The 24,929-nt window shown below is 68.8% G+C and carries 26 protein-coding genes; 13 read left to right on the forward strand and 13 right to left on the reverse strand.

What is annotated here, in order from left to right; genetic code table 11:
- Positions 1–96 precede the first annotated feature (96 nt).
- From mltB to ACFOLC_RS09960, 3 genes are all read left to right on the forward strand, one after another.
- Positions 97–1,257 (forward strand): lytic murein transglycosylase B, encoded by a 1,161-nt coding sequence (gene mltB, locus ACFOLC_RS09950; protein WP_386759098.1) that lies wholly within the window; start codon positions 97–99, stop codon positions 1,255–1,257.
- Positions 1,254–2,660: a septal ring lytic transglycosylase RlpA family protein gene (locus ACFOLC_RS09955; protein WP_386759099.1), complete on the forward strand. Its 1,407-nt coding sequence runs from the start codon at positions 1,254–1,256 to the stop codon at positions 2,658–2,660. The genes mltB and ACFOLC_RS09955 overlap by 4 nt, the downstream gene beginning before the upstream one ends.
- A 63-nt stretch (positions 2,661–2,723) precedes the next feature.
- Positions 2,724–3,950 carry a D-alanyl-D-alanine carboxypeptidase family protein gene (locus tag ACFOLC_RS09960; protein ID WP_386759100.1) on the forward strand — a complete coding sequence of 409 codons (1,227 nt, stop codon included), beginning with the start codon at positions 2,724–2,726 and terminating at the stop codon, positions 3,948–3,950.
- A gap of 121 nt (positions 3,951–4,071) precedes the next feature.
- On the opposite strand, the gene ACFOLC_RS09965 is transcribed toward ACFOLC_RS09960, so the two are convergent.
- The gene (locus tag ACFOLC_RS09965) at positions 4,072–4,419 is read right to left on the reverse strand and encodes a hypothetical protein (RefSeq protein WP_386759101.1); all 348 of its coding nucleotides are present in this window, start codon (positions 4,417–4,419) and stop codon (positions 4,072–4,074) included.
- Between the two features lie 266 nt (positions 4,420–4,685).
- Here ACFOLC_RS09965 and ACFOLC_RS09970 point away from each other — a divergent pair, with 266 nt between their 5' ends.
- From ACFOLC_RS09970 to ACFOLC_RS09990, 5 genes are all read left to right on the forward strand, one after another.
- Positions 4,686–4,964, forward strand: coding sequence for a DUF493 family protein (locus tag ACFOLC_RS09970; protein WP_386759102.1), 279 nt, complete (start codon positions 4,686–4,688; stop codon positions 4,962–4,964).
- Positions 4,952–5,662, forward strand: a complete 711-nt coding sequence (gene lipB / locus ACFOLC_RS09975) for a lipoyl(octanoyl) transferase LipB (RefSeq protein WP_386759103.1) — start codon at positions 4,952–4,954, stop codon at positions 5,660–5,662. Before ACFOLC_RS09970 ends, lipB begins: the two co-directional genes overlap by 13 nt.
- A 140-nt stretch (positions 5,663–5,802) precedes the next feature.
- Positions 5,803–6,816, forward strand: coding sequence for a lipoyl synthase (gene lipA / locus ACFOLC_RS09980; RefSeq protein WP_386759104.1), 1,014 nt, complete (start codon positions 5,803–5,805; stop codon positions 6,814–6,816).
- Positions 6,817–7,068: 252 nt separating this feature from the next.
- Positions 7,069–9,309 (forward strand): carboxy terminal-processing peptidase, encoded by a 2,241-nt coding sequence (locus ACFOLC_RS09985; RefSeq protein WP_386759105.1) that lies wholly within the window; start codon positions 7,069–7,071, stop codon positions 9,307–9,309.
- Positions 9,310–9,506: 197 nt separating this feature from the next.
- Positions 9,507–10,337 (forward strand): bifunctional transcriptional activator/DNA repair enzyme AdaA, encoded by an 831-nt coding sequence (locus ACFOLC_RS09990; RefSeq protein ID WP_386759106.1) that lies wholly within the window; start codon positions 9,507–9,509, stop codon positions 10,335–10,337.
- A gap of 14 nt (positions 10,338–10,351) precedes the next feature.
- Here the strand turns inward: ACFOLC_RS09990 and ACFOLC_RS09995 are convergent, their stop codons facing one another.
- A complete protein-coding gene (locus ACFOLC_RS09995) occupies positions 10,352–10,861 on the reverse strand; it encodes an Lrp/AsnC family transcriptional regulator (RefSeq protein ID WP_386759107.1) in 510 nt (169 codons plus the stop codon).
- Positions 10,862–10,977: 116 nt separating this feature from the next.
- Here ACFOLC_RS09995 and ACFOLC_RS10000 point away from each other — a divergent pair, with 116 nt between their 5' ends.
- Genes ACFOLC_RS10000 through ACFOLC_RS10015 form a run of 4 tightly spaced genes read left to right on the forward strand, consistent with a single transcriptional unit; the run spans position 10,978 to position 14,002 of the window.
- Positions 10,978–11,616: a LysE family translocator gene (locus ACFOLC_RS10000; RefSeq protein WP_386759108.1), complete on the forward strand. Its 639-nt coding sequence runs from the start codon at positions 10,978–10,980 to the stop codon at positions 11,614–11,616.
- A 16-nt stretch (positions 11,617–11,632) separates the two neighbouring features.
- On the forward strand, positions 11,633–12,568 hold the full coding sequence (gene yedA, locus ACFOLC_RS10005; RefSeq protein WP_386759109.1) for a drug/metabolite exporter YedA: 936 nt from the start codon (positions 11,633–11,635) through the stop codon (positions 12,566–12,568).
- Entirely contained in the window at positions 12,565–13,473 is a 909-nt protein-coding gene (rarD, locus tag ACFOLC_RS10010; protein WP_386759110.1) for an EamA family transporter RarD, read from the forward strand. Before yedA ends, rarD begins: the two co-directional genes overlap by 4 nt.
- Before the next feature lie 25 nt (positions 13,474–13,498).
- Positions 13,499–14,002, forward strand: coding sequence for a DinB family protein (locus tag ACFOLC_RS10015; RefSeq protein WP_386759111.1), 504 nt, complete (start codon positions 13,499–13,501; stop codon positions 14,000–14,002).
- Positions 14,003–14,009: 7 nt separating this feature from the next.
- Here ACFOLC_RS10015 and ACFOLC_RS10020 read toward each other — a convergent pair whose 3' ends face one another.
- The 7 genes from ACFOLC_RS10020 to ACFOLC_RS10050 all read right to left on the reverse strand — a co-directional run bounded on the left by ACFOLC_RS10020 (position 14,010) and on the right by ACFOLC_RS10050 (position 21,957).
- Complete coding sequence (locus tag ACFOLC_RS10020; RefSeq protein WP_386759112.1) at positions 14,010–15,104, reverse strand: alpha/beta hydrolase; 1,095 nt, start codon at positions 15,102–15,104, stop codon at positions 14,010–14,012.
- On the reverse strand, positions 15,101–16,426 hold the full coding sequence (locus ACFOLC_RS10025; protein WP_386759113.1) for an ABC transporter permease: 1,326 nt from the start codon (positions 16,424–16,426) through the stop codon (positions 15,101–15,103). The genes ACFOLC_RS10020 and ACFOLC_RS10025 overlap by 4 nt, the downstream gene beginning before the upstream one ends.
- Before the next feature lie 10 nt (positions 16,427–16,436).
- On the reverse strand, positions 16,437–17,603 hold the full coding sequence (locus ACFOLC_RS10030) for an ABC transporter permease (protein WP_386759114.1): 1,167 nt from the start codon (positions 17,601–17,603) through the stop codon (positions 16,437–16,439).
- A 15-nt stretch (positions 17,604–17,618) separates the two neighbouring features.
- Positions 17,619–18,311 (reverse strand): ABC transporter ATP-binding protein, encoded by a 693-nt coding sequence (locus ACFOLC_RS10035; protein ID WP_386759115.1) that lies wholly within the window; start codon positions 18,309–18,311, stop codon positions 17,619–17,621.
- 205 nt (positions 18,312–18,516) lie between these two features.
- Positions 18,517–19,770, reverse strand: coding sequence for an efflux RND transporter periplasmic adaptor subunit (locus ACFOLC_RS10040; RefSeq protein WP_386759116.1), 1,254 nt, complete (start codon positions 19,768–19,770; stop codon positions 18,517–18,519).
- Positions 19,771–19,858: 88 nt separating this feature from the next.
- Positions 19,859–21,244, reverse strand: a complete 1,386-nt coding sequence (locus tag ACFOLC_RS10045) for a leucyl aminopeptidase family protein (protein ID WP_386759117.1) — start codon at positions 21,242–21,244, stop codon at positions 19,859–19,861.
- Positions 21,241–21,957: an HAD family hydrolase gene (locus ACFOLC_RS10050; protein ID WP_386759118.1), complete on the reverse strand. Its 717-nt coding sequence runs from the start codon at positions 21,955–21,957 to the stop codon at positions 21,241–21,243. The genes ACFOLC_RS10045 and ACFOLC_RS10050 overlap by 4 nt, the downstream gene beginning before the upstream one ends.
- Positions 21,958–22,184: 227 nt before the next feature.
- Here ACFOLC_RS10050 and ACFOLC_RS10055 point away from each other — a divergent pair, with 227 nt between their 5' ends.
- A complete protein-coding gene (locus ACFOLC_RS10055) occupies positions 22,185–22,403 on the forward strand; it encodes a DUF6289 family protein (protein WP_386759119.1) in 219 nt (72 codons plus the stop codon).
- A gap of 55 nt (positions 22,404–22,458) precedes the next feature.
- On the opposite strand, the gene ACFOLC_RS10060 is transcribed toward ACFOLC_RS10055, so the two are convergent.
- The 4 genes from ACFOLC_RS10060 to ACFOLC_RS10075 are packed head-to-tail and all read right to left on the reverse strand — an operon-like array spanning position 22,459 to position 24,865.
- Positions 22,459–23,589, reverse strand: coding sequence for an AI-2E family transporter (locus ACFOLC_RS10060; RefSeq protein WP_386759120.1), 1,131 nt, complete (start codon positions 23,587–23,589; stop codon positions 22,459–22,461).
- The gene (locus ACFOLC_RS10065) at positions 23,586–23,993 is read right to left on the reverse strand and encodes a hypothetical protein (RefSeq protein ID WP_386759121.1); all 408 of its coding nucleotides are present in this window, start codon (positions 23,991–23,993) and stop codon (positions 23,586–23,588) included. Before ACFOLC_RS10065 ends, ACFOLC_RS10060 begins: the two co-directional genes overlap by 4 nt.
- Positions 23,990–24,493: a phage holin family protein gene (locus tag ACFOLC_RS10070; protein WP_386759122.1), complete on the reverse strand. Its 504-nt coding sequence runs from the start codon at positions 24,491–24,493 to the stop codon at positions 23,990–23,992. Before ACFOLC_RS10070 ends, ACFOLC_RS10065 begins: the two co-directional genes overlap by 4 nt.
- Positions 24,494–24,502: 9 nt before the next feature.
- Positions 24,503–24,865 (reverse strand): hypothetical protein, encoded by a 363-nt coding sequence (locus tag ACFOLC_RS10075; protein ID WP_386759123.1) that lies wholly within the window; start codon positions 24,863–24,865, stop codon positions 24,503–24,505.
- Positions 24,866–24,929: the final 64 nt, after the last annotated feature.

Here is a 24,929-nt window from a genome sequence, read left to right on the forward strand (position 1 = left end):
GGCCCGAGTGATCAGCGCAACCCAAGCTGACTCGCGGTTCAGCAGCGCCTGAACACGCGGTTTTTGCGCCTGTATCTGCGTGCTACCCTCGCCGCGATGACCCGACGCCACTTCGCCCGTCGCGCCGTGATCAGCGCGCTCTCGCTCGCGTTGGCCGCCTGCGCCACCCAAGCCACGCCGCCGGCGTCCCAGTCCGCCAAGCCGACCGCCGCTCCCGCTCCCGCGATCGTGGTGCCGGGCACGCAGGCCTTGCCCGCGCCGGTCACGCCGATGCCGCTCGAACAGGCGCGCGCCGCTTTCGTGCGCGACACCGCGGCCCAGTACGGCATCGATCCGGCGACCATCGAGTCGGTGCTGGCGCGCGCGCAGATCCGCGACAGCATCATCACCGCGATGTCGCGACCGGCCGAGGCCAAGCCCTGGCGCGACTACCGGCCGATCTTCATCACCCAGGCGCGCATCGATGGCGGCCGTGCCTTCCTCGCCGAACACCGCGACGCGCTGGCCAAGGTCGAGGCGCAGACCGGCGTGCCGGCGCAGATCATCGTCTCGATCATCGGCGTGGAGACCAGCTTCGGCGCCAATACCGGCAAGTACCCGGTGCTCGACGCGCTGTACACACTGGCCTTCGCCTACCCGCGCACCGGCGACCCGGCCAAGGCCGATCGCGAGAACCGCCGCGAGGCGTTCTTCCGCGGCGAGCTGGGCCAGCTGTTCGCGCTCGGCAAGGAAACCGGCCTCGACATCACCACGCTCACCGGCAGCTACGCCGGGGCGATGGGCTGGGGCCAGTTCATGCCGTCGAGCTACCGCGAGTTCGCCGTCGACGGCGACGGCGACGGCAAGCGCGACCTGTTCAACAACCTCGACGACGTGTTCGCCTCGGTCGCCAACTACTTCGTCAAGAAGGGCGGCTGGGTGCGCGGCGGCCCGGTCACGGTGCGCGCCAACGTCGCCGCCCACGCGCGCCCGATCGAGCCCGAGAACCTGGAGCCGGTGTACACGCTGCCCGACCTGGCCGCGCGCGGCTACCGCCCGCTCACGCCGGTCGCGCCGGGCGAAACCGCCACCGTGCTCAACTTCGACGGCGTCGACGGCAGCGAGTCGTGGTTTGGTTTCCGCAACTTCTACGCGATCACCCGCTACAACATCTCCAAGCACTACGCGATGGCGGTGTACCAGCTCAGCGAGGCGATCGCCGGACGGGAGAATCCCATGGCCAGCCCCAGCAGCAACGCCGGGCAACCGCCGGCATGACGCCGCGGCCGATCGCCGCGACGCTGACCCGGCTCGTCATCGCGGCCCTGCCACTGGCCTTGGCGGCCTGTGCCAGCGCGCCCAGGAAACCCGCGTCCGCGTCCGCGTCCGTCGCCCTGCCGGACCGCGGCAAGGTCCACGGCACGGCGCTGCCGGGCAGCAAGAAGAAGTCGCCGTACGCATCGGCGCAGGAAGACCCGCGCACGCGCGGCGATTACACCGCCGGCGGCCTGTACAAGCCCGGCGTCGCCGACACCACGCCCGATTACGTGCCCGACGTCGACGCCATCCCCGAGCCGGACGTCACCGCCGAGCCGCGTTCGAAGGTCGGCAACCGCCCCAGCTACACCGTGCTCGGCAAGACCTACCGCGTGCTTGCTGACCATAGCGACTACCTCGAACGCGGCACCGCCTCGTACTACGGGCAGAAGTTCCACGGCCGCCGCACTTCCAACCTGGAGGTGTACGACATGTACGCCTTCACCGCCGCGCACAAGACGCTGCCGCTGCCGAGCTTCGCCCGTGTCACCAACCTCGACAACGGCAAGTCGGTGACCGTGCGCGTCAACGACCGCGGCCCGTTCCACGACGGCCGCATCATCGACCTCAGCTACGCCGCCGCGGTCAAGCTTGGCATCACCCAGCGCGGCACCGGCCGCGTCGAAGTGCGTGCGCTGACCGCGGACGAGTCGGGCAAGTCGCGCTACGGCCGCGCCGCGCCCAGCCCGCCGCCTTCCGCCGCGCCGAGCGCGATGGACACGCTGGTCGCGGCGATGCCGGTGGCCAGCGCCAATGCCGGCGAGCTGCCGCCGGGCGTGCATGTCGCCACCGGCAAGCCGGCCCGGCTGAGCGCGGCCCCGACCGCCGCCGCGGCCAAGCCGGTGGCGGGCTCGGAGCACCGCTTCGACATGCTGCAGAACGGCAAGGCGATGACCGCCGAGGAGTTCGATGCCTGGATGAAGGCGCGTCAGGTGCGCGTCGCCACCGGCCAGGCCACCCCGGCCGCGCCGCCGCGCAAGCTGACCCGTGCCGAAGCCCGTGCGCTGGCCAAGCGCGAGAAAGCCGCGGCGCGCGCGCTGGTCGCCGCCGAAGGCGCACCGGCCCAGGCCCCGCCGCCGCCGAGCCCGGCCAAGGCTGCCGCCGTGATGGCGGCCGCCGCGCCGGCCAGCGCCGCCGACGTGGTGCTGCAGGTCGCCAGCTTCTCCGCCCGCGCCAACGCCGACCGCGCGCTGTCGATGTTGCGCGGCGCCGGCATCAACGACGCCCAGTTGCACGACGCCAGCGCCAACGGCCAGAAGGTCTGGCGCCTGCGCGTCGGCCCGCTGCAGGCGACGCGTGCACCGGAACTCGCCGCCCGCATCGTCGGTCTGGGTTTTGGCCAGCCGCAGCGCGTGCGTGACTAGAATTTCCCGCCTCTTTACTTTGACCTTGGCCGGTACGACACCGGCAACCGGAGCAGTTGAACGATGAACCTCAGTTTCACCCGCAAGGCCGTGGCCTTCGCCGCGCTGACCACCTTCGCGGTCGGTCTCGCCATCGCCCAGACCCCGACGCAGCCCGCCACGCCGTCCGCGCGCACCGCGCAGGCACCGGCCAGCGACGCCCTGCCGGTGCCGCCGCCGCCGAAGATCGTCGGCACCGCCTGGGTGCTGATGGACGCCGCCAGCGGCAACATCCTCGCCGGTGAGAACTATGACCAGCAGGTCGAGCCGGCCAGCATCACCAAGGTCATGACCAGTTATGTCATTGCCGCCGAAATGGCCGGTGGCAAGGTCAAGGACACCGACCAGGTGATGATGAGCGAGAACGCCTGGCGCGCCGGCGGTGCCGGCACCGACGGCAGCTACTCCGGTTTCGAGGTCAACAAGACCGCGCCGTTGCTGGAGATGGAAAAGGGCATGGTGGTGCAGTCCGGCAACGACGCCGCGATCGCCCTGGCCGAGCACGTCGCCGGCAGCACCGACGCCTTCGCCGCGCTGATGAACCAGTACGCCGCGCGCATCGGCATGAAGCAATCGCACTTCGTCAACCCGCACGGCCTGTCGGCCGAAGGCCATGTCTCGACCGCGCGCGATCTGGCCCTGCTCGGCCGCGCCCTGATCCACGACTACCCGGTCGCGTACTCGTACAACAAGATCAAGGAATTCACGGTCGGCCCGATCACCCAGCCCAACCGCAACCTGCTGCTGTGGCGCGACCCGTCGGTCGATGGCATCAAGACCGGCCACCACTCCGGCGCCGGCTACTGCCTGATGGCGTCGGGCAAGCGCGGCGACCAGCGCCTGATCTCGGTGGTGATGGGCTCGACCTCCGAGGCGCAGCGCGCCACCGACAGCCAGGCGCTGCTCAACTGGGGTTTCCGTTTCTTCGAGACCCACAAGCTCTACGACGCCGGCAAGCAGGTCGCCAAGCAGAAGGTATGGAAGGGCGCCAGCGACGAAGTGCAGCTCGGCGTCGCCGAGCCGATGCTGGTGACCGTGCCGCGCGGCAAGTACGCCCAGCTCAAGCCGAGCATGGACGTGCCCAAGACCCTGGTCGCACCGATCGCCAAGGGCCAGAAGATCGGCACGGTGAAGGTGATGCTGGACGGCAAGGTCGTCGCCCAGCGTCCGCTGGTGGCGATCAACGCGGTCGAGCAGGGCGGCTTCTTCAAGCGCCTGTGGGACGAGTTCTGGATGTGGTGGGGTGAGTAACCGCGTTCGCAAGCCACTGGCTTGCGCGGTTGCTAACGCCCGATCGCCAGGCGATCGGGCCGGGGCGTGATCCGACGCGATGTTGCATCACGAAAGGCCGGCGCAAGCCGGCCTTTTGTTTTCAGCCGCAGGTGCCCCGGTCGTGTGCGACGAGGTCAACTGAAACGACCCGCCAGCCAGTGGTGTCTCGTCGCATGACCGCCGCGCTGTCCCACCCGTGGTACCCGCCGCTACGCAGGCAGGTGTTATAGGAAAAGGAGACGTCGACATCGCTGTCGGCGCGTGCTTGTGGTGCCTGGATCGATACCGTCGACAGGTCCATCTGCGGGTGGCCCGGTTCCGGGGTATCGATATCGACGAAGACTGTGCCCGGACCCGTCGCTTCTTTCAGCACGGAGGCCGGGATCCGTGTGCGGCCCCCCAGCCCGGTAGCGGCGTAGACGCGATACGAGAACGCGTTGGCAGTCATGTATGAATCCCGGTGGGCTTCGTGGGCTATCAGCGCCAAGGCCAGCTCCAAGCCTTCGCCTGGAGTGGGCGTCGAGGCGCATGACGTGCACGAGGCGAGCAGCAGCACAGCGGATGCAAAGTGGCGCATTCGGACCTCTCCATGGCCTCACGGGTATTGGCTGAGTGTGGCATGCAGCACCTTCCGCACCCATCGTTCCATCACGCGGCCGCCTGTGTCCCACGCCTACGCTTGGGTTCACCCACCCCCGCACCCATAATTCGCCCATGGAAATCAAGTCCGACAACCCCGAGCACGGCTTCCAGTTCCCCGGCACCTTCGAGCTCAGCGCCATGGGCGCGGCCGAGGCTGGCCTCGAGCGCGAACTGCCGCAGCGCCTGACCGACGCCGGCATCGAGGTCGAGTCCGAAACCATCCAGTGGAAGCACTCGTCCAGCGGCAAGTACGTATCGGTGCGGCTGCGTTTCCGCGCCGACAGCCGTGAGCAGTACGACCTGGCGCACCAGCTGCTGCGCGACCATCCGGAAGTGAAGTGGACCCTGTAAGCGCCGGTACCCTGGCCGCGGCCACCGCCGATGACGCGGCCGTGCCACCCGGTCCGCCGCCGACCGCCCGGGTGCGCGACCTCGGCCGTCAACCCTACGAGCCGGTCTGGCGTGCGATGCAGGCTTTCACCGACGCCCGCAGCGCCGACACCCCCGACGAGCTGTGGCTGGTCGAGCACGATCCGGTGTTCACCCTCGGCCAGGCCGGCAAGGACGAGCACGTGCTGATGCCGGGCGACATCCCGGTGGTCCACGTCGACCGCGGCGGCCAGGTGACCTACCACGGCCCCGGCCAGATCGTGTTGTACCCGCTGCTGGACCTGCGCCGGCTCAAGCTCGGCGTGAAGGAGTACGTCAGCCGGGTCGAGCAGGCGATGATCGACACCCTGGCCGACTGGAACATCCACGCGCAGCGCCGCGACGGCGCCCCCGGCGTCTATGTCAACGACGCCAAGATCGGCGCGCTCGGCATCCGCGTGCGCCACGGCTGCACCTTCCACGGCCTGGCGTTCAACATCGCCATGGACCTGGGACCGTACCAGCGCATCAACCCCTGCGGCTTCCAGGGGTTGCAGGTGACCTCGATGCTAGACTTGGGCGGCCCGTCCGGCCTGGATGCGGTCAAGCCGGTGCTGGTCGGACACGTTGCCCACCTGTTCGGGTTGACGGTCGAGCCGGCACCTGCCCCCAGTTTTTGATTCCCCTTCTCCCCTGGTGGGGGAAGGTGCCTCGCAGGGGCGGAAGAGGGCGCTTTTGATTGCTGCCGCAGATCGGAAGCGACCCCTCTCCCCAGTCCTCTCCCACCAGGGGAGAGGGAGTTCAAAGCAGAGCACACACCATGACCGACACCGCCGCCAAGACCATCCCGCTCGCCGTCGTCGGTGGCGATGCCGCCGCATCGCTGCAGCCCGGGGTGAAGCAGCTCGGCGGCGACAAGATCCAGCGTTCGCCGGTGCAGTTCGCCGACGCGCCGGTGCTGCGCAAGCCGTCGTGGATCCGCGTGCGCATCCCGTCCGGTAACTCGGTGGCCCAGCTCAAGGCCAAGCTGCGCGAGAACCGCCTGGTCACGGTCTGCGAAGAGGCCAGCTGCCCGAACATCCACGAGTGCTTCAGCCACGGCACCGCCACCTTCATGATCCTCGGCGAGGTCTGCACGCGCCGCTGCAGCTTCTGCGACGTCGCCCACGGCCGCCCCAAGCCGCCGGATGCGAGCGAGCCGCTGCACCTGGCGACCACGGTCGCCGACATGGGCCTGAAGTACGTCGTCGTCACCAGCGTCGACCGCGACGACCTGCGCGACGGCGGTGCCCAGCACTTCGCCGACTGCATCGGCGCGATCCGCACGCACAGCCCGCGCACCAAGATCGAGGTGCTGACGCCCGACTTCCGCGGCAAGGGCCGCATGGAGCGCGCGCTGGAAATCCTCGCGACCGCGCCGCCGGACGTGTTCAACCACAACATCGAGACGGTGCCGGACCTGTACCGCAACGTGCGTCCGGGCGCCGACTACCAGTGGTCGCTGACGCTGCTGCGCAAGTTCAAGGCCCAGCACCCGGACGTGGCGACCAAGTCCGGCATCATGCTCGGCCTGGGCGAAACCATGGAGCAGGTGCAGGCGACGCTGCGCGACCTGCGCGCACACGACGTCGACATGATCACCATCGGCCAGTACCTGCAGCCGACCCCGCACCACCATCCGGTGCTGCGTTACTGGACGCCGGACGAGTTCAAGGCGCTGGAGGAATACGGCCTGGCGCTGGGCTTCAGCCATGTCGCCTCCGGCCCGCTGGTGCGCTCCTCCTACCACGCCGACCGCTCGGCGATCGAAGCCGGCGTCGTCGCTTCGGCCTGAGTTCAACGCACGTCACGCGCTCATGACCGGGCTTGCCGGAGGCTAACGCTTGCCTAACGGATCCCCGTCGCCCAGCTGAACGCCGGGCATGAATGCGCGATGTTGCGGCGATTGGCACGCTATTTCCCACTGCCGGTGGGGTGACAGCCGCTGCAACTTTCGGCACTGTGAGGCTGTCGGATAACGGTCCATGCTGCTTTCGACTCCCATGACTCAAGATCAGGTCGCATCGGCGGCCGCGAAGCCCCCGCGATGAATGCCAAAACCACGCTGTTTGCGTTCCTGCTGACCATGCCGCTGGCGCTGTTGGCGGCCGACGACGTCAAGAAGACGACGCAGGTCGAATTGCCGCGGCAGGACAAGCCGAGCCTGATCCGCTCGGTCGAGCCGTCGCCGCTGCCGACCGCGCCGACTACCGACCAGACCACCGCCGCCAAGCTGGTCTACGGCCTGCTCTCCGACAGCCGTTACGCCTACCGGCCGCGCGCGCTCGACGACGTGCTGTCGGCCGACATGTACAAGCGTTACCTGGAGTCGCTCGACGGCGGCAAGCAGTTCTTCACCGCGCAGGACATCGCCAAGTTCGACGCCTACAAGACCAAGCTCGACGACGCGATCAAGAGCGGCGACCTTGCGCCGGGCTACGCGATCTTCGCCACCTACAAGCAGCGCGTCGACCAGCGCGTCGGCTACGCGCGCAACCTGCTCAAGCAGGACCTGTTCGACTTCACCGGCAACGACAGCTACGAGTACGACCGCGAGGACGCACCGTGGGCTGCCGACAACGCCGCGCTCGACACGCTGTGGAAGCAGTCGGTGCGCAACGACTGGCTGCGCCTGAAGCTGGCCGGCAAGAAGCCCGAGGACATCCGCAAGACCCTCGACAAGCGCTACGCCAACATGGGCAAGTCGATCGCCGAACTGAAGGGCGAGGACGTGTTCCAGACCTTCGTCAACAGCTACGCCAACGCGATCGACCCGCACACCGACTACTTCACGCCCAAGTCGGCTGACAACTTCAACATGTCGATGTCGTTGTCGCTGGAAGGCATCGGCGCGGTGCTGCAGAAGCAGGACGACGTGGTCGCGATCCGCGAGATCGTGCCCGGTGGCCCGGCCGGCAATTCCGGCAAGCTCAAGCCCGGCGACCGCGTGGTCGGCGTCGGCCAGGGCGACAGCGGCACGATGGAAGACGTGATCGGCTGGCGCATCGACGACGTCGTCGCCAAGATCCGCGGCGCCAAGGGCACCAAGGTGCGCCTCGACGTGATCCCGGCCGAGGCCGGCCTCGACAGCCAGCCCAGCCGCATCGTGCTGGTGCGCGACAAGGTGCGCCTGGAAGACCAGGCCGCCAAGTCCAAGACCCTCACCATCCCGGGCGTCGGCGATGCCCCGGCCAAGCGCATCGGCGTGATCGAACTGCCCGGCTTCTACCAGGACTTCGAAGGCCGCCGCAAGAACGCCAACGACTACGCTTCGGCCACACGCGACGTCGCCAAGCTGCTCACCAAGCTGCGCGCCGACAAGGTCGACGGCGTGGTGCTGGACCTGCGCAACAACGGCGGCGGTTCGCTGACCGAGGCGATCGAGCTGACCGGTCTGTTCATCGATCGCGGCCCGGTGGTGCAGGTGCGCGAATCCGGCGGCCGCGTCAGCGTCGAGGGCGACAGCGACACCGGCATCGCCTGGGAAGGCCCGCTGGCGGTGCTGATCAACCGCGGCTCGGCCTCGGCGTCGGAGATCTTCGCCGGCGCGATCCAGGACTACGGCCGCGGCCTCGTCATCGGCGAGACCAGCTTCGGCAAGGGCACGGTGCAGAACCTGGTCGACCTCGACCGCTGGCCGGCCAACGAGGAAGCGCGCTTCGGCCAGGTCAAGCTGACCATCGCCCAGTTCTTCCGCGTCAGCGGCGGCTCCACCCAGAACAAGGGCGTGGTGCCGGACATCGCCTACCCGGTCTCGGTCGACGCCAGCGAGTACGGCGAGAGCACCTACGACAACGCGCTGCCGTGGACCAAGATCTCGGCGGTGCCGCACACCCGCTACGGCAATTTCGCGCCACTGCTGCCCAAGCTGGAGACGCTGCACACCGCGCGCATCGCCAGCGACAAGGAGTTCGGCTGGTGGTCGGACGACGTCGCGCAGTTCCGCGAGGAGCGCGCCAAGAAGTCGATCTCGCTCAACGAGGCCGAGCGCCGTGCCCAGCGCGATCGCGAGGACGCCAAGCGCAAGCAGCGCCAGGAAGCACGCAAGACGCTCGGCCTGGACCTCGACCCGCTGGCCGACGACTACAGCGACGACGGCCTGGCCGCAAACGAGCGCGACATCGCCAAGGACGCCGAGCGCGAGAAGCTGGCCGACAAGCGTCCGGACCCGCTGCTGCGCGAATCGGCGGCGATCCTGGCCGACGCGGTGCGTCTGCTCAACGCCGACCGCCAACTGTCGGCGCAGGTGCTGCCGACCGCGACGACGGCCGGGCACTGGGCCGACTGAGGCGTTTCCCAGGCCTGCGCCTGGGAAACCCCAAAGTTTGCTTGCGCAAACCTCGGGCCCCGCCACGCGCTGCCACACCCCATTCGCGCCTGCGGCGCGAATCGCCCCCTGACTCAGGGGGCTGTGCGAAGCGGTACAGCAGAGCAAAGCAAGGATCGGATAGCGGGCACCCGCGGGTGCCCGTTACGCTTTGGGCCATGAACACCGCCCGCCAACTGCGCGACAAACTCGACCGGGTCCGCGCGCTGCTCGATGCCGGCGAGCCGACCCTGTCCGAACTGGCCGTATCGGTGGGGCTCAGCGCCTCGCATCTGCAGCGCCGCTTCACCGACAAGTTCGGCCTGAGTCCCGCCGAATACCTCGCCCAGCGCAAGCTCGGCGCGCTCAAGTCGGCGTTGCGCGACGGCAGCGACGTCAGCGCGGCGCTGTACGACGCCGGTTACGGCTCGCCCTCGCGCGTCTACGAAGGCGGCGCCGCGAAGCTCGGCATGACCCCGGCACGCTATCGCGCCGGCGGTGCCGGCGAGCAGATCCGCTGGAGCATCGCCGACACCGCGCTCGGCACCGCGCTGGTGGCGACCACCGTGCGCGGGGTGTGCATGATCGAGCTCGGCGACGACCCGGTCGCGCTGGAGACGCGCCTGCGCCAGGAGTTTCCGCAGGCGCTGCTCGAGCGCGTCGACAGCGGCCGCGACGAGTTCCTCGCACCGCGCCTGCGCGCGGTCGCCGATGCGTTGGCCGGCAAACAGGCGCAGGTACCGGTCGACCTGATCGGCACCGCCTTCCAGAAGAAGGTCTGGGACGCGCTGATGAAGATCCCGCGCGGGCAGACCCGCAGCTACGCGCAGGTCGCCCGCCAGATCGGTCAGCCACGCGCGACGCGCGCGGTGGCGCGTGCCTGCGCCGGCAACCACGTCGCGATCGTGGTGCCGTGTCACCGCGTGGTGCGCGGCGACGGCTCGCTGGGTGGCTATCGTTGGGGGCTGCCGCTGAAGCAGCAGGTGCTGCAGCGCGAACGCGCGGCGTAACGGCCGCGCCCGCGTCAACGGTCGGAGGAGCGCCTGCGCCGACGTGGCGACTGGCGGGTCGGCAGGTTGAGGCCGATCTTGACGGTGTCGAACACCAGGCGCGTGTCGTAGCGCTTGACGTTGCCTTCGTCGACGAACAGGCGCTCGGCCACCTCGCGATAGTGCGCCACGCTGCTGGCAACGAGGATCACCAGGTAATCCCACTCGCCGGCGAGCGCATAGCACTGCTGGACTTCGGGCGCGGCGCGCATGCACGTGCGGAACGCAGCGTGCTGGCGGCGAGTGTCGCGTTCCATCGTCACCCAGACCGTGGCCAGCGTGGTGGCGGGCAGGGCGTTGGCATCGAGCACCGCGATCTCGCGCAGCAGGCCGTGCCGGCGGTAGCGGGTGATGCGCCGCTGCACGGCGCTCGCGGACAGGCCCACCGCCTCGCCCAGGGTCGTCAGCGTCACGCCGCTATCGCGCTGCAGCAGGTCGAGCAGGCGATGATCGAAGTCGTCTAGCGCGAGCGGTGCGGCGGCCATGCAAAAATTTTGCGTGCAGGCGCATTAATTTTCAAGCGTGATGCTGATGCCACGACTAATCTTTTGCCTGCGATCCACGCGCCGGGACGCGGCGCACCTCTCCCCCAGGAGTCCCGATGGTTCCGCTGAGCCAATGGCTGCTGTTCGCTGGCGCCGCACTGTTGATGGTGCTCACGCCCGGGCCAAACATGATCTACCTGATCTCGCGCTCGATCAGCCAGGGCTGGCGCGCCGGGCTGGTGTCGCTGTTTGGTGTCGTGGCGGCGTTCCTGGTGCACATGAGTGCGGCATCGATCGGAATCACCGCGCTGTTCATGGCCGTGCCGCTGGCCTACGAGGGGCTGAAATGGGCTGGCGCGCTGTACCTGCTGTATCTCGCGTGGCAGGCGGTGAAGCCGGGCGCACGCTCGCCGTTCGAGCCCATGGCATTGCCACCGGACTCGCCGGCGAAGCTGTTCCGCATGGGTTTTCTGACGTGCGCGCTCAATCCAAAGGCCGCGCTGCTGTACCTGTCGATCCTGCCGCAGTTCGTGTCGCCGCAGCACGGCTCCGTGTTCGCGCAGAGCATCCTGCTGGGGCTGACCCAGATCGCGATCAGCTTCACCTTAAACCTGCTGATCGCGATGTCCGCGGCCGGCATCGCCTCCTGGTTTGCGCACCGACCGGTATGGCTGGCGACGCAACGCTACTTCATGGCGTCCGTGTTGGGCGGATTGGCGGTGCGCATGGCGCTCGAGCAGCGGCGGTCGACATGAAGACGGAGACGCAACGATGAACACGATTTCTCCGATGGCTTCCCGCGCCGTTCCCGGCGCCCTGGCCGTCGCCTTCGCCCTGGCCTCGGTCTACATCCTCTGGGGCTCGACCTACCTGGCGATCCGCTTCGCGCTGGAGAGCTACCCGCCGTTCCTGCTCGGCGCCGGTCGCATGTTCCTGGCCGGCGCGCTGATGTACGCGGTGCTGCGCTGGCGTGGCGTCGCACCGCCGACCGGCAGGCAGTGGCGCACGCTGTGGCTGCTGTCGATCTGGATGGTGCTGCTGTCGAACGGCCTGGTGAACCTGGCCGAGACCGAAGTCGGCTCCGGCCTGGCCGCGATCGCGGTGGCGTCGATGCCGCTGTTCGCCGGCGTGTTCGCGATGCTGCGCGGCCGCCACCCCTCGAGGATTGAATGGGTCGGCCTGGTGGTCGGTTTTGTCGGCGTGCTCTGGCTCAACGCCGGCAGCGAGCTGTCTTCGTCCACGCTCGGCCTGGTCTGCCTGATCATCGCGCCACTGGCCTGGGCCTGGGGCTCGATCTGGAGCCGCGACCAGGACCTGCCCGAGCCGTTCATGGCCGCCGCCGCGCAGATGTTGACCGGCAGCATCTGGATGCTCGGCGCCGCCGTCGTCACTGGCGAACGCATCACCACCTTGCCGACGATGAGCGCGACCGCGGCGTTGCTGTACCTGGTCGTGGCCGGCTCGATCTTCGGCTTCACCGCCTACATCTGGCTGCTGCACCACGTGCGGCCGGCGTTGGCGACCAGCTATGCCTACGTCAACCCGCCGATCGCGGTGCTGTTCGGCGCGCTGATCGCCGGCGAGCGCTTCACCGCGCACGACCTTGGCGCGATGGCGGTGATCCTGCTCGGCGTCGGCATCATCACCCTGGCCAAGGCGCGCGCGAGCAAGCCCGTGCCATCGCCCGAGACGGAGCAGGCGGCATGAACGACCCAAGTCATGTGCGCAGTGGCCTGTGGGCCGCCGCGGGTTCGTTCGCGCTGTGGGGGCTGATGCCGCTGTACTGGCACTTGCTCAAGACGGTGCCGTCGCTGCAGATCGTCGTGCACCGCGTCGTCTGGAGCGCGCTGTTCGTCGCCGGCTGGTTGCTGTGGAAGAACGGCCGCGGCTGGCTCCGCGCCGCGCTGGCGCGTCCGCACGCGGCGTGGATGCTGGCGCTCAGCGGCACGCTGATCGCCTTGAACTGGGGCCTGTACGTCTGGGCGGTGAACGCCGGGCACGTGGTCGAAACCAGCCTGGGTTACTTCATCAATCCGCTGCTCAACGTGGTGCTGGGCGTGGTGTTCCTGCACGAGCGGCTCAACCGCGTGCAGTGGTTGTCGGTGGCGCTGGCGCTGATCGGCGTGGCCTGGCTGACCTGGCAATACGGCCGGCTGCCGTGGATCGCGATCGGGCTGGCGCTGACGTTCGGCCTGTACGGGTTGCTGCGCAAGCTGCTCCCGATCGAGGCGGTGACCGGGCTGGGCGTGGAGAGCGTGTATCTGTTCCTGCCGGCGCTGGCGGTGCTGGCCTGGGGCGAGACTCACGGCAGCGGCGGCTTTTTCGGTGGTTGGGGACTGGGCGTCGACGTGCTGCTGGTCCTGGCCGGGGTGGTGACCGCATTGCCGCTGGTCGGTTTCGCCTACGCGGTGCGACGGGTGCAGCTGTCGACCATCGGCCTGATGCAGTACATCGCGCCGACGTTGCAGTTCCTGCTGGGCGTGTGGTTCTTCCACGAAGCCTTCGACTACGAGCGCGCGATTGGTTTCGCCTTCATCTGGGTGGCGCTGGTGATCTTTGCCGGCGATGGCCTGTGGCGTTCGCGGCGGGCGACCGCGCTGGCGACTGCCTGACGATATCTGTGAGGTTGCCATGACAATGAACAACACGACCCTCAACGCGCTGGCGCTGTTCCCGTTGCAGCTGGAAGCGCACTACGCCGCCATTCCCGCGCAGTTCAAGCACTGGGCGCCGCCGAGTTGGGACGGCATCCCCAGCGAACCGTTCACGGCCATCGAACAGGTCTGCCATGTGCGTGACATCGAGGTCGAGGGCTATCACGTCCGCTTCCGGCGCACCCTGCAGGAGGCCAACCCCATGTTGCCGTCGATCGACAGCGAGGCGGTCACACGCGAACGAAACTACGCCGCGGAAAACGCCGACGACGCGCTGGCCGCGTTCCGCCAGGCGCGTGCCGGAACGATCGAGCTGATCTCGAGCCTGAGCGCGCAGCAACTCGCGCGCACGGCCGTGTTTGAAGGCTACGGTCCGCTGACGCTGCGCAGCCTGGTGCACTACCTGTGCAGCCACGACCAGCAGCATCTGGCCGGTTTGCAGTGGCTGCTGGGCCAGATCGAGGCCACGCGCGCTGCGCCGAATTGACGCCGCGCTAGTGCCGTGACACCCGCGTTGGATTGCTGATGGCGGGGTCTTCAGGAAGTGCCAGATCGCCGCAGTGGCCCACGTCGGCGATCTGATGCATCCAGTCGACGATGGGTGTGGCCAGCCAGTCCACGCGCACGGCGGCGGTGAGATGATCGTCGTCGGGCAGCTCGGCGTACCGCAGCATCGGCCCACCTGCCAGACCGCGCGCCTGCGCGACAGGAATCGCGCGGTCGTTACGGCCGTGGATCAATGCGGTGCACACACTACTTGCTGCAACCGTGGCGGTGATGTCGACCTGGTGCAGGTCCAGACCGAGCTGGCGGCCGGCATCGTCGATGGCTTGATCGATCGCTGCCGCGTCATAACGCCAGCGCAGCGCGGTACTAACCCAGCGGGCGGGCAGATTGCTGGATGGAGCGTTCAGCAGGAAATCGATCATCCCGCGCACGCCGTCAGCGGCGTTCGCGTACGGCGCGATAGCAATGACCCCGGCCACCATCGGCGCAACCCGATTGGCGGCAAACACAGCCGCAACCGCGCCGTAGGACACACCGAACAGGTACAGCGGGCCCTGGATCGTGCCGTCGGCGCGCCATTGGTGTATCAGGTCGACGATGTCGTCGGCTTCGCGCGTGCCATAACCCGCGGGCGCACGCGAAGAGTGTCCGTGATTGCGTAGATCGACCACCAGACCGCGGTAGCCCTCCTGACCCAGGGCGAGCGCCCAAGGCAGCATGCTGGCGCCGTCGAGGCTCCATCCATGCAGATAGATCACCGTACCGCGTGCCGGAAGCGGTATTGGCGATCGGTAGTCACCGCTATCGAATTTGAATGTCCAATGCTCGGAGTCGCGCTCGAATCGGTATTGCAGGCCACGGTCGGCCGGGTCGACGACGCGATATCCGATGGTGACGCCATCGCGTGTGCGCAGTTGCTCTTGGCGCAACTGCAGCGCACGCTCGAAGTCATTCTGGCCGCATACTCGCAGAGCAGTTGAGTGTGGTGGCTCGGCAATGCGATCGGCCAGGGTGGTGCAACCAGTGCATGCGACGATGCATGCCAACAGCATCGTCACGTAGGTGCAGCGTCCAGGACTCATGCCGCGCGCAACGCCTCCGTCACCGGCAGCCGCGCTGCGCGCAGCGCCGGGAACAGGCCGCCGACGAAGCCGATCGCCAGCGCCCATTTCAGGCCGGTCCACAGCACGGCCGGGGAGACCTTGAACTCGAAGCTGAGCTGGCCGATGCCGCCGGCGATGGTCGAGGCGGTGTAGCCGTTGAAGATCAGCCAGGCCAGCAACCCACCGATCAGGCCGCCGATCAAGGCCAGCAGCATCGTCTCCAGCATCACCGCGACCACCACCGGCACGCTGCGGAAGCCGAGCGCGCGCAGCGTGGCGATCTCGCGCGCGCGCGTGGCGACGGTGGCGAACATGGTGTTGAGCGCACCGAACACCGCGCCGATGGCCATGATCGATCCGACCACGATGCCGATGATGCGGATGATCTTGGTCATCTGCTCGGACTGCTTGCTGAAATAGTCGAGCGTGGTGCTGGCATCGACGTCCAGGCGCGGGTCGGCGGCGAGCGCGGCCTTGAAACCTTTGAAGGCCTGGGCGTTGTCCAGTCGCGCGGTCACCGATGTGCGGGAGCTGCCGCGGCGATAGGTCGTGGCGACGACGTCGGCATCGGCCCACACTTCCGATTCCATGGCATCGCCGGAGCGGAACACGCCGACCACGGTCCAGGTCTCGCTGCCCAGGCGGATCGGTTGACCGACCTCGAGGCCGCGGAACTGGCGCTGCGCGCCGACGCCGACCACCACTTCGCGCATTCCGGTATTGAAGCGGCGGCCTTCGGTGATCTTGACGTCGGGCCGCACCGCCCAGGCCTGCGCGCCGACGCCGCGCAACTGCACGCTGCCGTCCTCATCGGGGGCGCCGTTGCGGATCGGCAGGTTGGCCGCGACGACCAGCTCGGACGAGGCGATCGGGCGGCCCTGCGCGTCGCGGGCAATGCCGGGCGTCTGCGCGACCACGTTGACGCTGTCGTGGCCGAGCGTCGACATCACCTCGGCGGCGGACGCGCCACGCATGACGATGGCGGTGTCCTGGCTGCCGCTCCTGCGCAAGGTTTCGCGATAGCCCTCGGCCATGGCCAGCATAGCCACCAGCACGGCGACGACGCCGGCGATGCCGATCACGATCACCGACGAGGCGCCCAGGCGTTGGGCAATCGTGCTGACACCGACCTGCGTCACCGATCCGGCCTGGCGGCCGCGCCGGGTGAGCAGCATCCACACCGCGAAGGCCAACGCCAGCGCCAGCAGAACGAACCACGGCAGCGACAGCCAGGCGGCGATGCCCAGCACGACCAGCAGGAACAGGCCCAGGCCGCGCAGGAAGGATTTCAATTTGTTCATGAGGTTCTCCCTAGCGCCCGGACAGCGCGTCGACGATGTTCAGGCGCATCGCCCGCATCGCGGGCAGCGAACCGACCAGCAGGCCAATCGCGGCCATCAGGCCCAGCCCGAGCAGCCAGCTGTTCCATCCCACCGGTGGCATGTTGATCATGCCGCCGCTGCCGACGTTGATGATCGGTCCCAGCACGGCCGCCAACGCCAGTCCCAGTACGCCGCCGATCAGCACCAGCAGCACCGACTCGGCCAGCACCAGGCCGAGCACGCTGCGGTTGCTGAAGCCGATGGTCTTGAGCACGGCCAGCTCCGGGATGCGCTCGCGCACCGCCTGCGCCATGGTGTTGCCGGTGAGCAGCAGCAGGGTGAAGAACACCGCGCCCATGATTGAACCGACGATCAGGCCGATGTTGGCGGTCTGCTTCATCCAGTTGGCGAAGGCCGCCTGCTCGGTCATGGTCTTGGTCTCGTACGCGGAGTTGGCCGAGAGCGTGTCGATGGCCTTGGCCACGCGGTCGGCCTGCGCGGGATCGGACACGCGCACCACGTACCAGCCGGTCTCGCCGCGGTTGTAGGACGTGGACTCGTCGAAGTACTTCCACTGCATCAGCACCAGGTTGTCGTACCAGCCGCCGCTCTTCTTGTCCTTGGAGCGCAGGGTGCCGACGATGTCGAAGCTCCAGTTCTTGCTGCCGTCGCGGTTGGGGAAGATGGTCGACTGCAGCGGGATCTTCTGCCCGACCTTCCAGCCGAATCGCTTCATCAGCAGTTCGCCGACCAGGATGCCGGTGCGGGTGTTGTTGAAGGCTTCGCGCTGCGCGGGTGCGACTTCGATCTCCGGATACAGGTCGAGATAGTTGGGGGCGACCGCAAAGCTGAAGATCTGGTTGCGCGGGTCCTGGTAGGCGCCGCCGAACCAGTTGGCGTAGGTGACCGTATCGACACCGTCGACTTGTTTGATGCGCTCGTTCAGCGACAGCGGCAAGGTCTGGATGAAGGACAGCTTGGAGCCGGTCTGCAGGCGCGAGGCGCCGGCGGCGCTCTTGCCGGCTTCGGCGAAACTCTCGCGCACGCCGTTGAGCAGGCCGAACAGCAGGAACGCGGCCAGGATCGACAGCAGGGTCAGGATCGTGCGCGTCTTGCGCCGGAACAGCTCGGCCCAGATCAGGTGCAGGTATTTCATGGCATCGCTCCTCGGTTACGCCGCGCGCTCGACCTGCTCGACCAGCGTGCCCTTGTCGAGATGCAGGGTGTGGGAGGCGTACTCGGCGGCCTTGGGGTCGTGGGTGACCATCACGATCGTCTTGCCGTGTTCGCGGTTGAGCGTCTGCAGCAGCCGCAGAATCTCCTCGGCCGACTGGCGATCGAGGTCGCCGGTGGGCTCGTCGCAGATCAGCAGCTGCGGGTCGGAGACGATCGCGCGCGCGATCGCCACGCGCTGCTGCTGGCCGCCGGACAGCTCGTTGGGCTTGTGCGACTTGCGATCGGCCAGGCCGACCAGGGTGAGGGCGATCTCGGCGTTGCGCTTGCGCTGCGCGCTGCCCAGGCGGGTGAGCAGCAGCGGCAGCTCGACGTTGCGCTGGGCGCTGAGCATCGGCATCAGGTTGTAGAACTGGAACACGAAGCCGACGTGGTCGCTGCGCCATTGCGACAGCTGCCCGGCGCTCATGCGGTCGATGCGCTGGTCACCGACCGCGATCTCGCCCGAGGTCGGCGAATCCAGCCCGCCGATCAGGTTGAGCAGCGTGCTCTTGCCCGAGCCCGACGGTCCCATCAGGGCGACGAAGTCACCCTGGGTGATGTCGAGGTTGATGCCGTGCAGCACGTCGACCTTTTCCGGGCCGCGCTGATAGGTCTTGTGCAGGTTGCGGAGCGAAACCAGGGATGCCATCGCGATACCTCGTGATTCGCCGGGCGACGTCCCGACGGGTTGGAAGACGCTACGGGGACGTCGCCCCGGCCTGCGCTTGCACACTCACGACTGCTCACTGCGACTTGCTTGATACGTGCGTTACACGACTACACGTTTGTTACACGACAACATGTTTGTTACACGACGAATGGGCAGGCCGGTTTTCGACACGCCTGCTGGCGCGCTATGGGCTGTCCGCGGCCGTGCCGATGCGGACACGGGCGCCATCGTGCAGCTCGACCGGTGGATCGAGTACCACGCTGTCGCCGGCGGCGACGCCGCCCAGCACCTGACGGCCGTCGGCCAGGCGGCGACCCAGCTTGAGCGTGCGCTGTTCGACGCGGGGGGCCGAGTCCTCGTCGGCGACCACGAAGGCCACCTCGACGCCGTCGCGCTCGGCGATCGCCGCCTCGACCACGCGCACGCCCTGCGGCTGTGGTGCGGTGGCGGGGCGTGCGGCTTCGAGGAAGCGCACGTTCACGCCCATGTCCGGCACGATGCGCGGGTCTTTCAGTTTCAGTGCGACGCGCACCTTGACCGTGGCCTTGCCGCGGTCGGCGGCGGGGATGATTGCGATCACCTCGGCCGGGATCTTCCAGTCCGGATAGGCGTTGAGCGTGGCCTCGACCGGCATCTTCGGCTGCACGCGGCCGATGAAGGCCTCGCCGACCTCGACTTCGATCTCCAGCGAGTCCATGTCGACGATGGTGCCGATGCCGGTACGGGTGAAACCGCCGCCGGCCGACAGCGGCGAGACGATCTCGCCCGGTTGCGCCGCCTTGGCGGTGACCACGCCGGCAAATGGCGCGCGCACGATGGTGTTGTCGACGCCGATGTCGGTGATGCGCAGGCGATCGCTGGCGACCTTGGCATTGCGTTGCGATGTGGTGAGTTCGGCCCGCAGCGAGTCACGTGCGGCAATGGCCTCGTCGTACTGCGCCTTCGACACCAGCTGCTGGTTGACCAGCGTGGACAGGCGATGGGCGTTGGCTTCGGCTTCGGCCAGGCGCGCGCGCACGCTGTCGACCTGGCTGCGCGCGGCGCCGGCCTGGGCGTTGGCGAGTTCGCGCTCGGCATCGGCATCGATCGGATCGAGTGTGGCCATGACCTGGCCTTGCTCGACGCGCTGGCCTTCCTCGATCAACACCTCGCGCACCTTGCCGGTGATCTTGGCCGAGACCGTGGCCATGCGCCGGGCCACGACATAGCCGGTGGCGTCGAGTACCGAGGCGTTGCCGCCGTTGCCGAGGGCGGTGACGGTGGCGGTCTTTACCTCGACCGCGTCCGCGCGGCCGAACACGGCCCAGCCGGCGAGGCCGAGCAACAACAGCGCGCCGACGACGGCGAGCGCGATCCACAGCCCGCGCCGCGAAGGCGGCGGGGGCGGGGCGCTACGGTCTATGCGCAATTCCCTGAGCAGGTCGGACGAGGCAGTCATATGCAACACCAGACGCAAGACGGCGCCTAGTGTGACCGCAGCTCGCCTCGCGCGCCAACCTGCCGGAAGTCAGCAGACGCAGCGTGGTCTATGCAGACAGTGCCTTGAGCAGCGCGTAGGCGGCACGCAGGCCCTGCGCCTCGCCACCGGCGGGACGGCCGGGGCGGTCGCTGTCGTTCCAGCTGTACACGTCCAGGTGCGCCCACTTCTGCTGCGCCGGTACGAAGCGTTCGAGGTAGATCGCCGCGGTAATCGAGCCGGCCATGCGCGACGGACCACCGTTGGCGATGTCGGCGATCGTGCTGGTCAGGTAGCGCAGGTACGGGCGCCACAACGGCATGCGCCACAACGGATCGCGCTGCTGCATGCCGGCGTCGAGCCACTGCTGGGCGAGGGTGTCGTCGTTGCTGTACAGCGCCGGCAGGTCCGGGCCCAGGGCGATGCGCGCGGCGCCGGTCAGGGTGGCGAAGTCGAGCAGCAACGCCGGCTTGAGCTCGCCGGCGTAGGTCAGCGCATCGCACAGGATCACGCGGCCTTCGGCATCGGTGTTGTCGATCTCCACCGACAGGCCCTGGCGCGTGGCGATCACTTCGCCGGGGCGGAACGCATTCGGGCCGATGGCATTTTCCACCGCCGGCACCAGCAGCGTGATGTGCAGCGGCAGCTTGCGCGTCATCACCAGCTCGGCCAGGGCGATCGCGTGCGCGGCGCCGCCCATGTCCTTCTTCATGTTGCGCATGCCGTCGGCGGGCTTGATGTCGAGGCCGCCGGTGTCGAAGCACACGCCCTTGCCGACGATGGCGACGTGCGGGTGCGATTCGTCACCCCAGCGCAGCGAGATCAGGCGCGGCGCACGATGGCTGGCGCGGCCGACCGCGTGGATCGCCGGGAAGTTGTGGCTGAGCAGGTCTTCACCGCTGACCACCTCGATGTGCGCGCCGAAGCGTTCGGCGATCTCGCACACGGTCTGTTCGAGCTGGTCCGGGCCCATGTGCTCGGTCGGCGTGTTGACCAGGTCGCGCACGCGCACGCACGCCGCGAGCTGGGCGAAGGCGTCGCCGTCGCCATCGACCTGCAATTGCGCCGGTGCGCGCAGCGGTTGCTTGTAGCGGCTGAAGCGGTAGCTGCCCAGGCCCCAACCCAGTTGCAACGCCGACTGCGCACCGGCATCGAGCGCGCCGGCCAGCGTCCATGCGCGCGCTGGCAAGGCGTAAGGCGCGTGGGCATAGGCGTACGGGTCGAGCGGGTCGCCGATGCCGATCACCGCCGCGGCGATACCGCCCTGCGCGCCGGGCAACGTCAAGACGGTGCTGGGCGAGCCGTCGAAGCCCTGCGCGTCGAGCCAGGCGTTGACCGCCGCGCTCTGCGTCGTGCGCCAGTCACCGATCGTGGCACGGGTGACGATGTGCAACGGCAGCGCATCGCTGGCAGTGGCGGCGAATCCAGGGGGCAAGCTGGCAGACGGCAGGTTCATGCGGCAACAGGTTCCGGGTGATGCGACGCGTCCAGCCAGTCGGCCAGCGCGGCGAGGGTGGTGAATTCGAGGTCGGGGCGAAGCTGCGCGTGCGGCCAGGTGGCGCCGTCGCGATTGAGCCAGCAGCTGCGCAGGCCGGCGTGATGCGCGCCGACCACGTCGAGATCGACGTGGTCGCCGACGTGCAGCACCTGGTGCGGGGCGACGCCGAGCTGGGCGCAGGCGGCGTGGAAGATGCTCGCGTCCGGCTTGGCCGTGCCGTGCTCGCGCGATCCGAGCTGGAAGGCGAAGTGATGGGACACGCCGATGCGCGCCAGGTCGGCGTTGCCGTTGCTGACCGCCGCCAGCGGCACGCGCGCGGCCAGCCGTGCCAGCGCCGGCAGGGCATCGGGATAGAACTCGACGCGATTGCGCTCGCTGTAGAAGGTCTCGAATGCGGCCTGCGCGTGCACCGGGTCGTCGCCGCTGAGCTCCATCGCCCGCACCAGGCTCAGCTTGCGCAGCTGGCTGAGGTCGTGCGCCAGCTGCGGGTGCTCGGCGTACACGGCGGCGCGCAGCTCGCGCATCGCCTCGACCGGGAAGCGCTGCGCCGTGCGCGGGCAATGCTGCAGCAACCACGCATGCAGGGTCTGCTCGATCCGGGCGCCGATCGGCGCGAAAGGCCACAGGGTGTCGTCGAGGTCGAGGGTGATCGCGCGGATGGGGAAGGACATGGCGATATTTTAGCCTGCCCGGAGTAGCGGGCCGTGAGCTGGCGGCAATCGGCGAATGTGGCGGGTGTCCCGGTTCGCGGGCGGGCACGGGTGTATGGATGGCGCGGCACGCGCGGAGCCGGCCGTTGTTGCGCACGCGTGCCGCAGGCCTTGATCCACCGGGTGAGCCCAGGACGGCTCGCGCACCCGGTTTCCCGGCGGCTTCGACCGCCCACTGGAGGAAATGTATGCGTCGCGCAAGCAGATTCCTGATCGCAGTCGCCGTGCTGGCCGTCCTGGCAGCCGGCATGGCCACGGCCGGTCGCTGGCCGTACGTGATGACCTTCTATGACGCCGCCGGCACCGCCGTCGGCTGGCAGATTGGCCATTGCGACAACAGCTACAGCTTCCACGGGCAGCGCACCGAGGTGTACACCATCGAACGCCTGCAGTGCCGGGACGACTGAGCGCTCCCTCGCGGAAGTCCCGAAACCCTTCGGGGCTTCCGCGTTGCCTTGGCGGTCACTCCAGCAAGCGCGCCCAGCCTTCCAGGCCCTCGATCCGCGCCAGCACCAGCTTCACGCACACCAGCAGCGGCACCGCCAGCAGCAGACCGACGATTCCCCACAGCCAGCCGAACAGCATCAGTGCCAGGATCAGCAGCAGCGGCGACAGCCGCATGCGTCGGCCGAGCACGATCGGCGTGACGATCTGGCCCTCGATGGTGTGCAGCAGCAGGTACAGCCCGGCCGGCAGCAGCGACGGCCACAGTTCGTCGAAAGCGACCACGCCCATCAGCAGCATGATGACGATGCCGATCAGCGGGCCGACGTAGGGCGCGAAGTTGAGGATCGCCGCCATCGTGCCCCACAACAGCGCCTCGTTGAGCGGCACGCCAAGCCAGTACAGCGCCGCGGCCAGCACCAGGCCGAGCGCGGTGTTGATGATGCTGATGGTCAGCACGTAGCGCGAGATCTCGCGCTCGATCGACTGCAGGATGTCGACGGTGAGTTTCTTCTGCTGGCGCGTCGGCAGCAGCGCGATCGCGTTGCGCTGCAGGCTCTCGCCATAGACCATGAAGAAGAACGTCAGCAGCACCACCGCCAGGATCTGGGCGATGGTCTTGGGCGTGGTGGTCAACGCGCCATAGGGGTCGTTGAGTTCGGTGCGGATCACCTGCACCGGCTTGCCGGTGCTCTCGCCGCCGGCGGCGCGGGCGATGTTCTGCGCGGCCTTGTTGGCGTCGAGCATCGGCTTGGTCAGGTTGCGCAGCTTCGGCGCGATCTGCTTCATCTCGCGCGGCACCTGCCGCACCCATTCGCTGGCCGGCTCGATCAGCTGGTTGCCGAGCGCGCCGGCCGCAGCCAGGCCGCCCAGCAGCACCAGCAGCGCGCCGAGGACGCGCGGCAGGTACAGCCGCTGCAGGCCGCGGAGGATCGGGTTGCCGACCAGAGCGAAGAACCCCGCCAGCAGGATCGGCAGGATCAGCGCCTGCGCCGCCCACAAGGTGTAGCCGACGGCGAGCGTGGCCAGCACCACCAGTGCGGCCGAGGCGCGCGGGCGTGGCGCCGGGGCCGGCGCCAGGCCGGGTTCGTCATCGCCGTCGTCGGACGGCGCGGCGGAGTCGGTGTTCGGCGGAGGCGGCGTGCTCAAGGCTCGGTGGGTTCGACGGCGGCGGCGCGTGCAGCTTGCGCCGTCGCCTCCGTGCGCGCCAGCGCTTCCACCTCGGAGTCGGTGTCGGCTGCGACGACCTGCTCGGCGCTGGCCGCGGCGCGCTCGGCTTCGTCGGCCGCGGCCTGGGCACTGCCGCCGGCGAACAGGCCCGCCAGCGCCGACACGATCTGCACCAGGTTGCCGCTGTTGGCCACGGCGCGCAGCGGTTCGGCGCGACCGACCATAAAGCCGCTGGCCAGACCGGCGATGACAATGCGACCGGGTGTCCAGGCCTCGCGCCAGGAGCCCTTGAGTTGGCGCACGTCGGCGGCGACGCGACGCTCCTGCGACTCGAGCGAGTCCTCGGCCTGGCGGACCTTGGCGATGAGTTGCTCGAAGCTCATGGCGGGGTGATGTCGGCCTCGCGCGCCGATCCGGCGGCGTCGGGCGTGGGTGCGAGGTCGGCCAGTTCGCCGATGCCGAGCCGCGCCAGTTGCCGGCGCGTGGCCTGCAGGCGGGTGTGCTCGAAATAGCGCATCGCCTGCCAGCCGGCGTAGGCGGTCACGGCCAGGCTCAGCGCCGCGCCGATCAGCATCGCCGCGAACCACGACAGGCCGAGGCTGCTGAGGAAGGCGATCAAGGTCGCCACCAGCAGCAGCCAGCTCGACGCGCCGAACGCGATCGCCACGCCGACGAAGGCCAGCGCACGGCCGAAGGCGCTGCGGGCCAGCGACAGGTCGGCGGCGACCAGGCTGCGCAGCGCCCTGGCGGCGCCAGCGGCGGCGCCGAGTCCGGCGCGGCCGTTGGCACCGATCTGGCGCAGCGATTCGGCCAGGTCCGGCGCCGGCCCGCTGTCGGCGGGCCCGGACGTGCCGCGCTCGCCGGCTTCCCCGGTTTCGCTCACGACGCGTGCTTACTTGTCGCCGCTGCGGGCGAGCTTGGCGATGATCCAGCCGGCGGCGAAGGCGACGCCGAACGAGGCCAGCGGCCGCTCGCGGATCAGCTCGGCGGCGCTGTCGATCAGGTCGCGGCCCTTGTCCATCAGCGCATCGACCTGCTCGCGCGCCGCACCGCCGGCTTCTTCGGCTGCGGCGAGGCCGGCCAGTGCGCCGTCGGCCAGGTCGGCCTTGACGTTGGCCTTGCCGAGCTTGAGTTCATCGCCGGCCGCGCTGGCGGCACCGCGCAGGGCCTCGCCGGCGTCGCTGGCGGCCTGCTTGAGGTGGCCGCCGGCCTCGCTGATGTGGGACTTCATGCCGTCGGTCGAGGTGGGATTCATCAAGTGCTTCTCCTTACGAGTGGTGCCGGCGGTGGGCCGGCTTGCGGAGCGGACGTGCGCCCGA

The organism is Lysobacter cavernae, from assembly GCF_042648505.1.
Lineage (GTDB): Bacteria > Pseudomonadota > Gammaproteobacteria > Xanthomonadales > Xanthomonadaceae > Lysobacter_L > Lysobacter_L cavernae.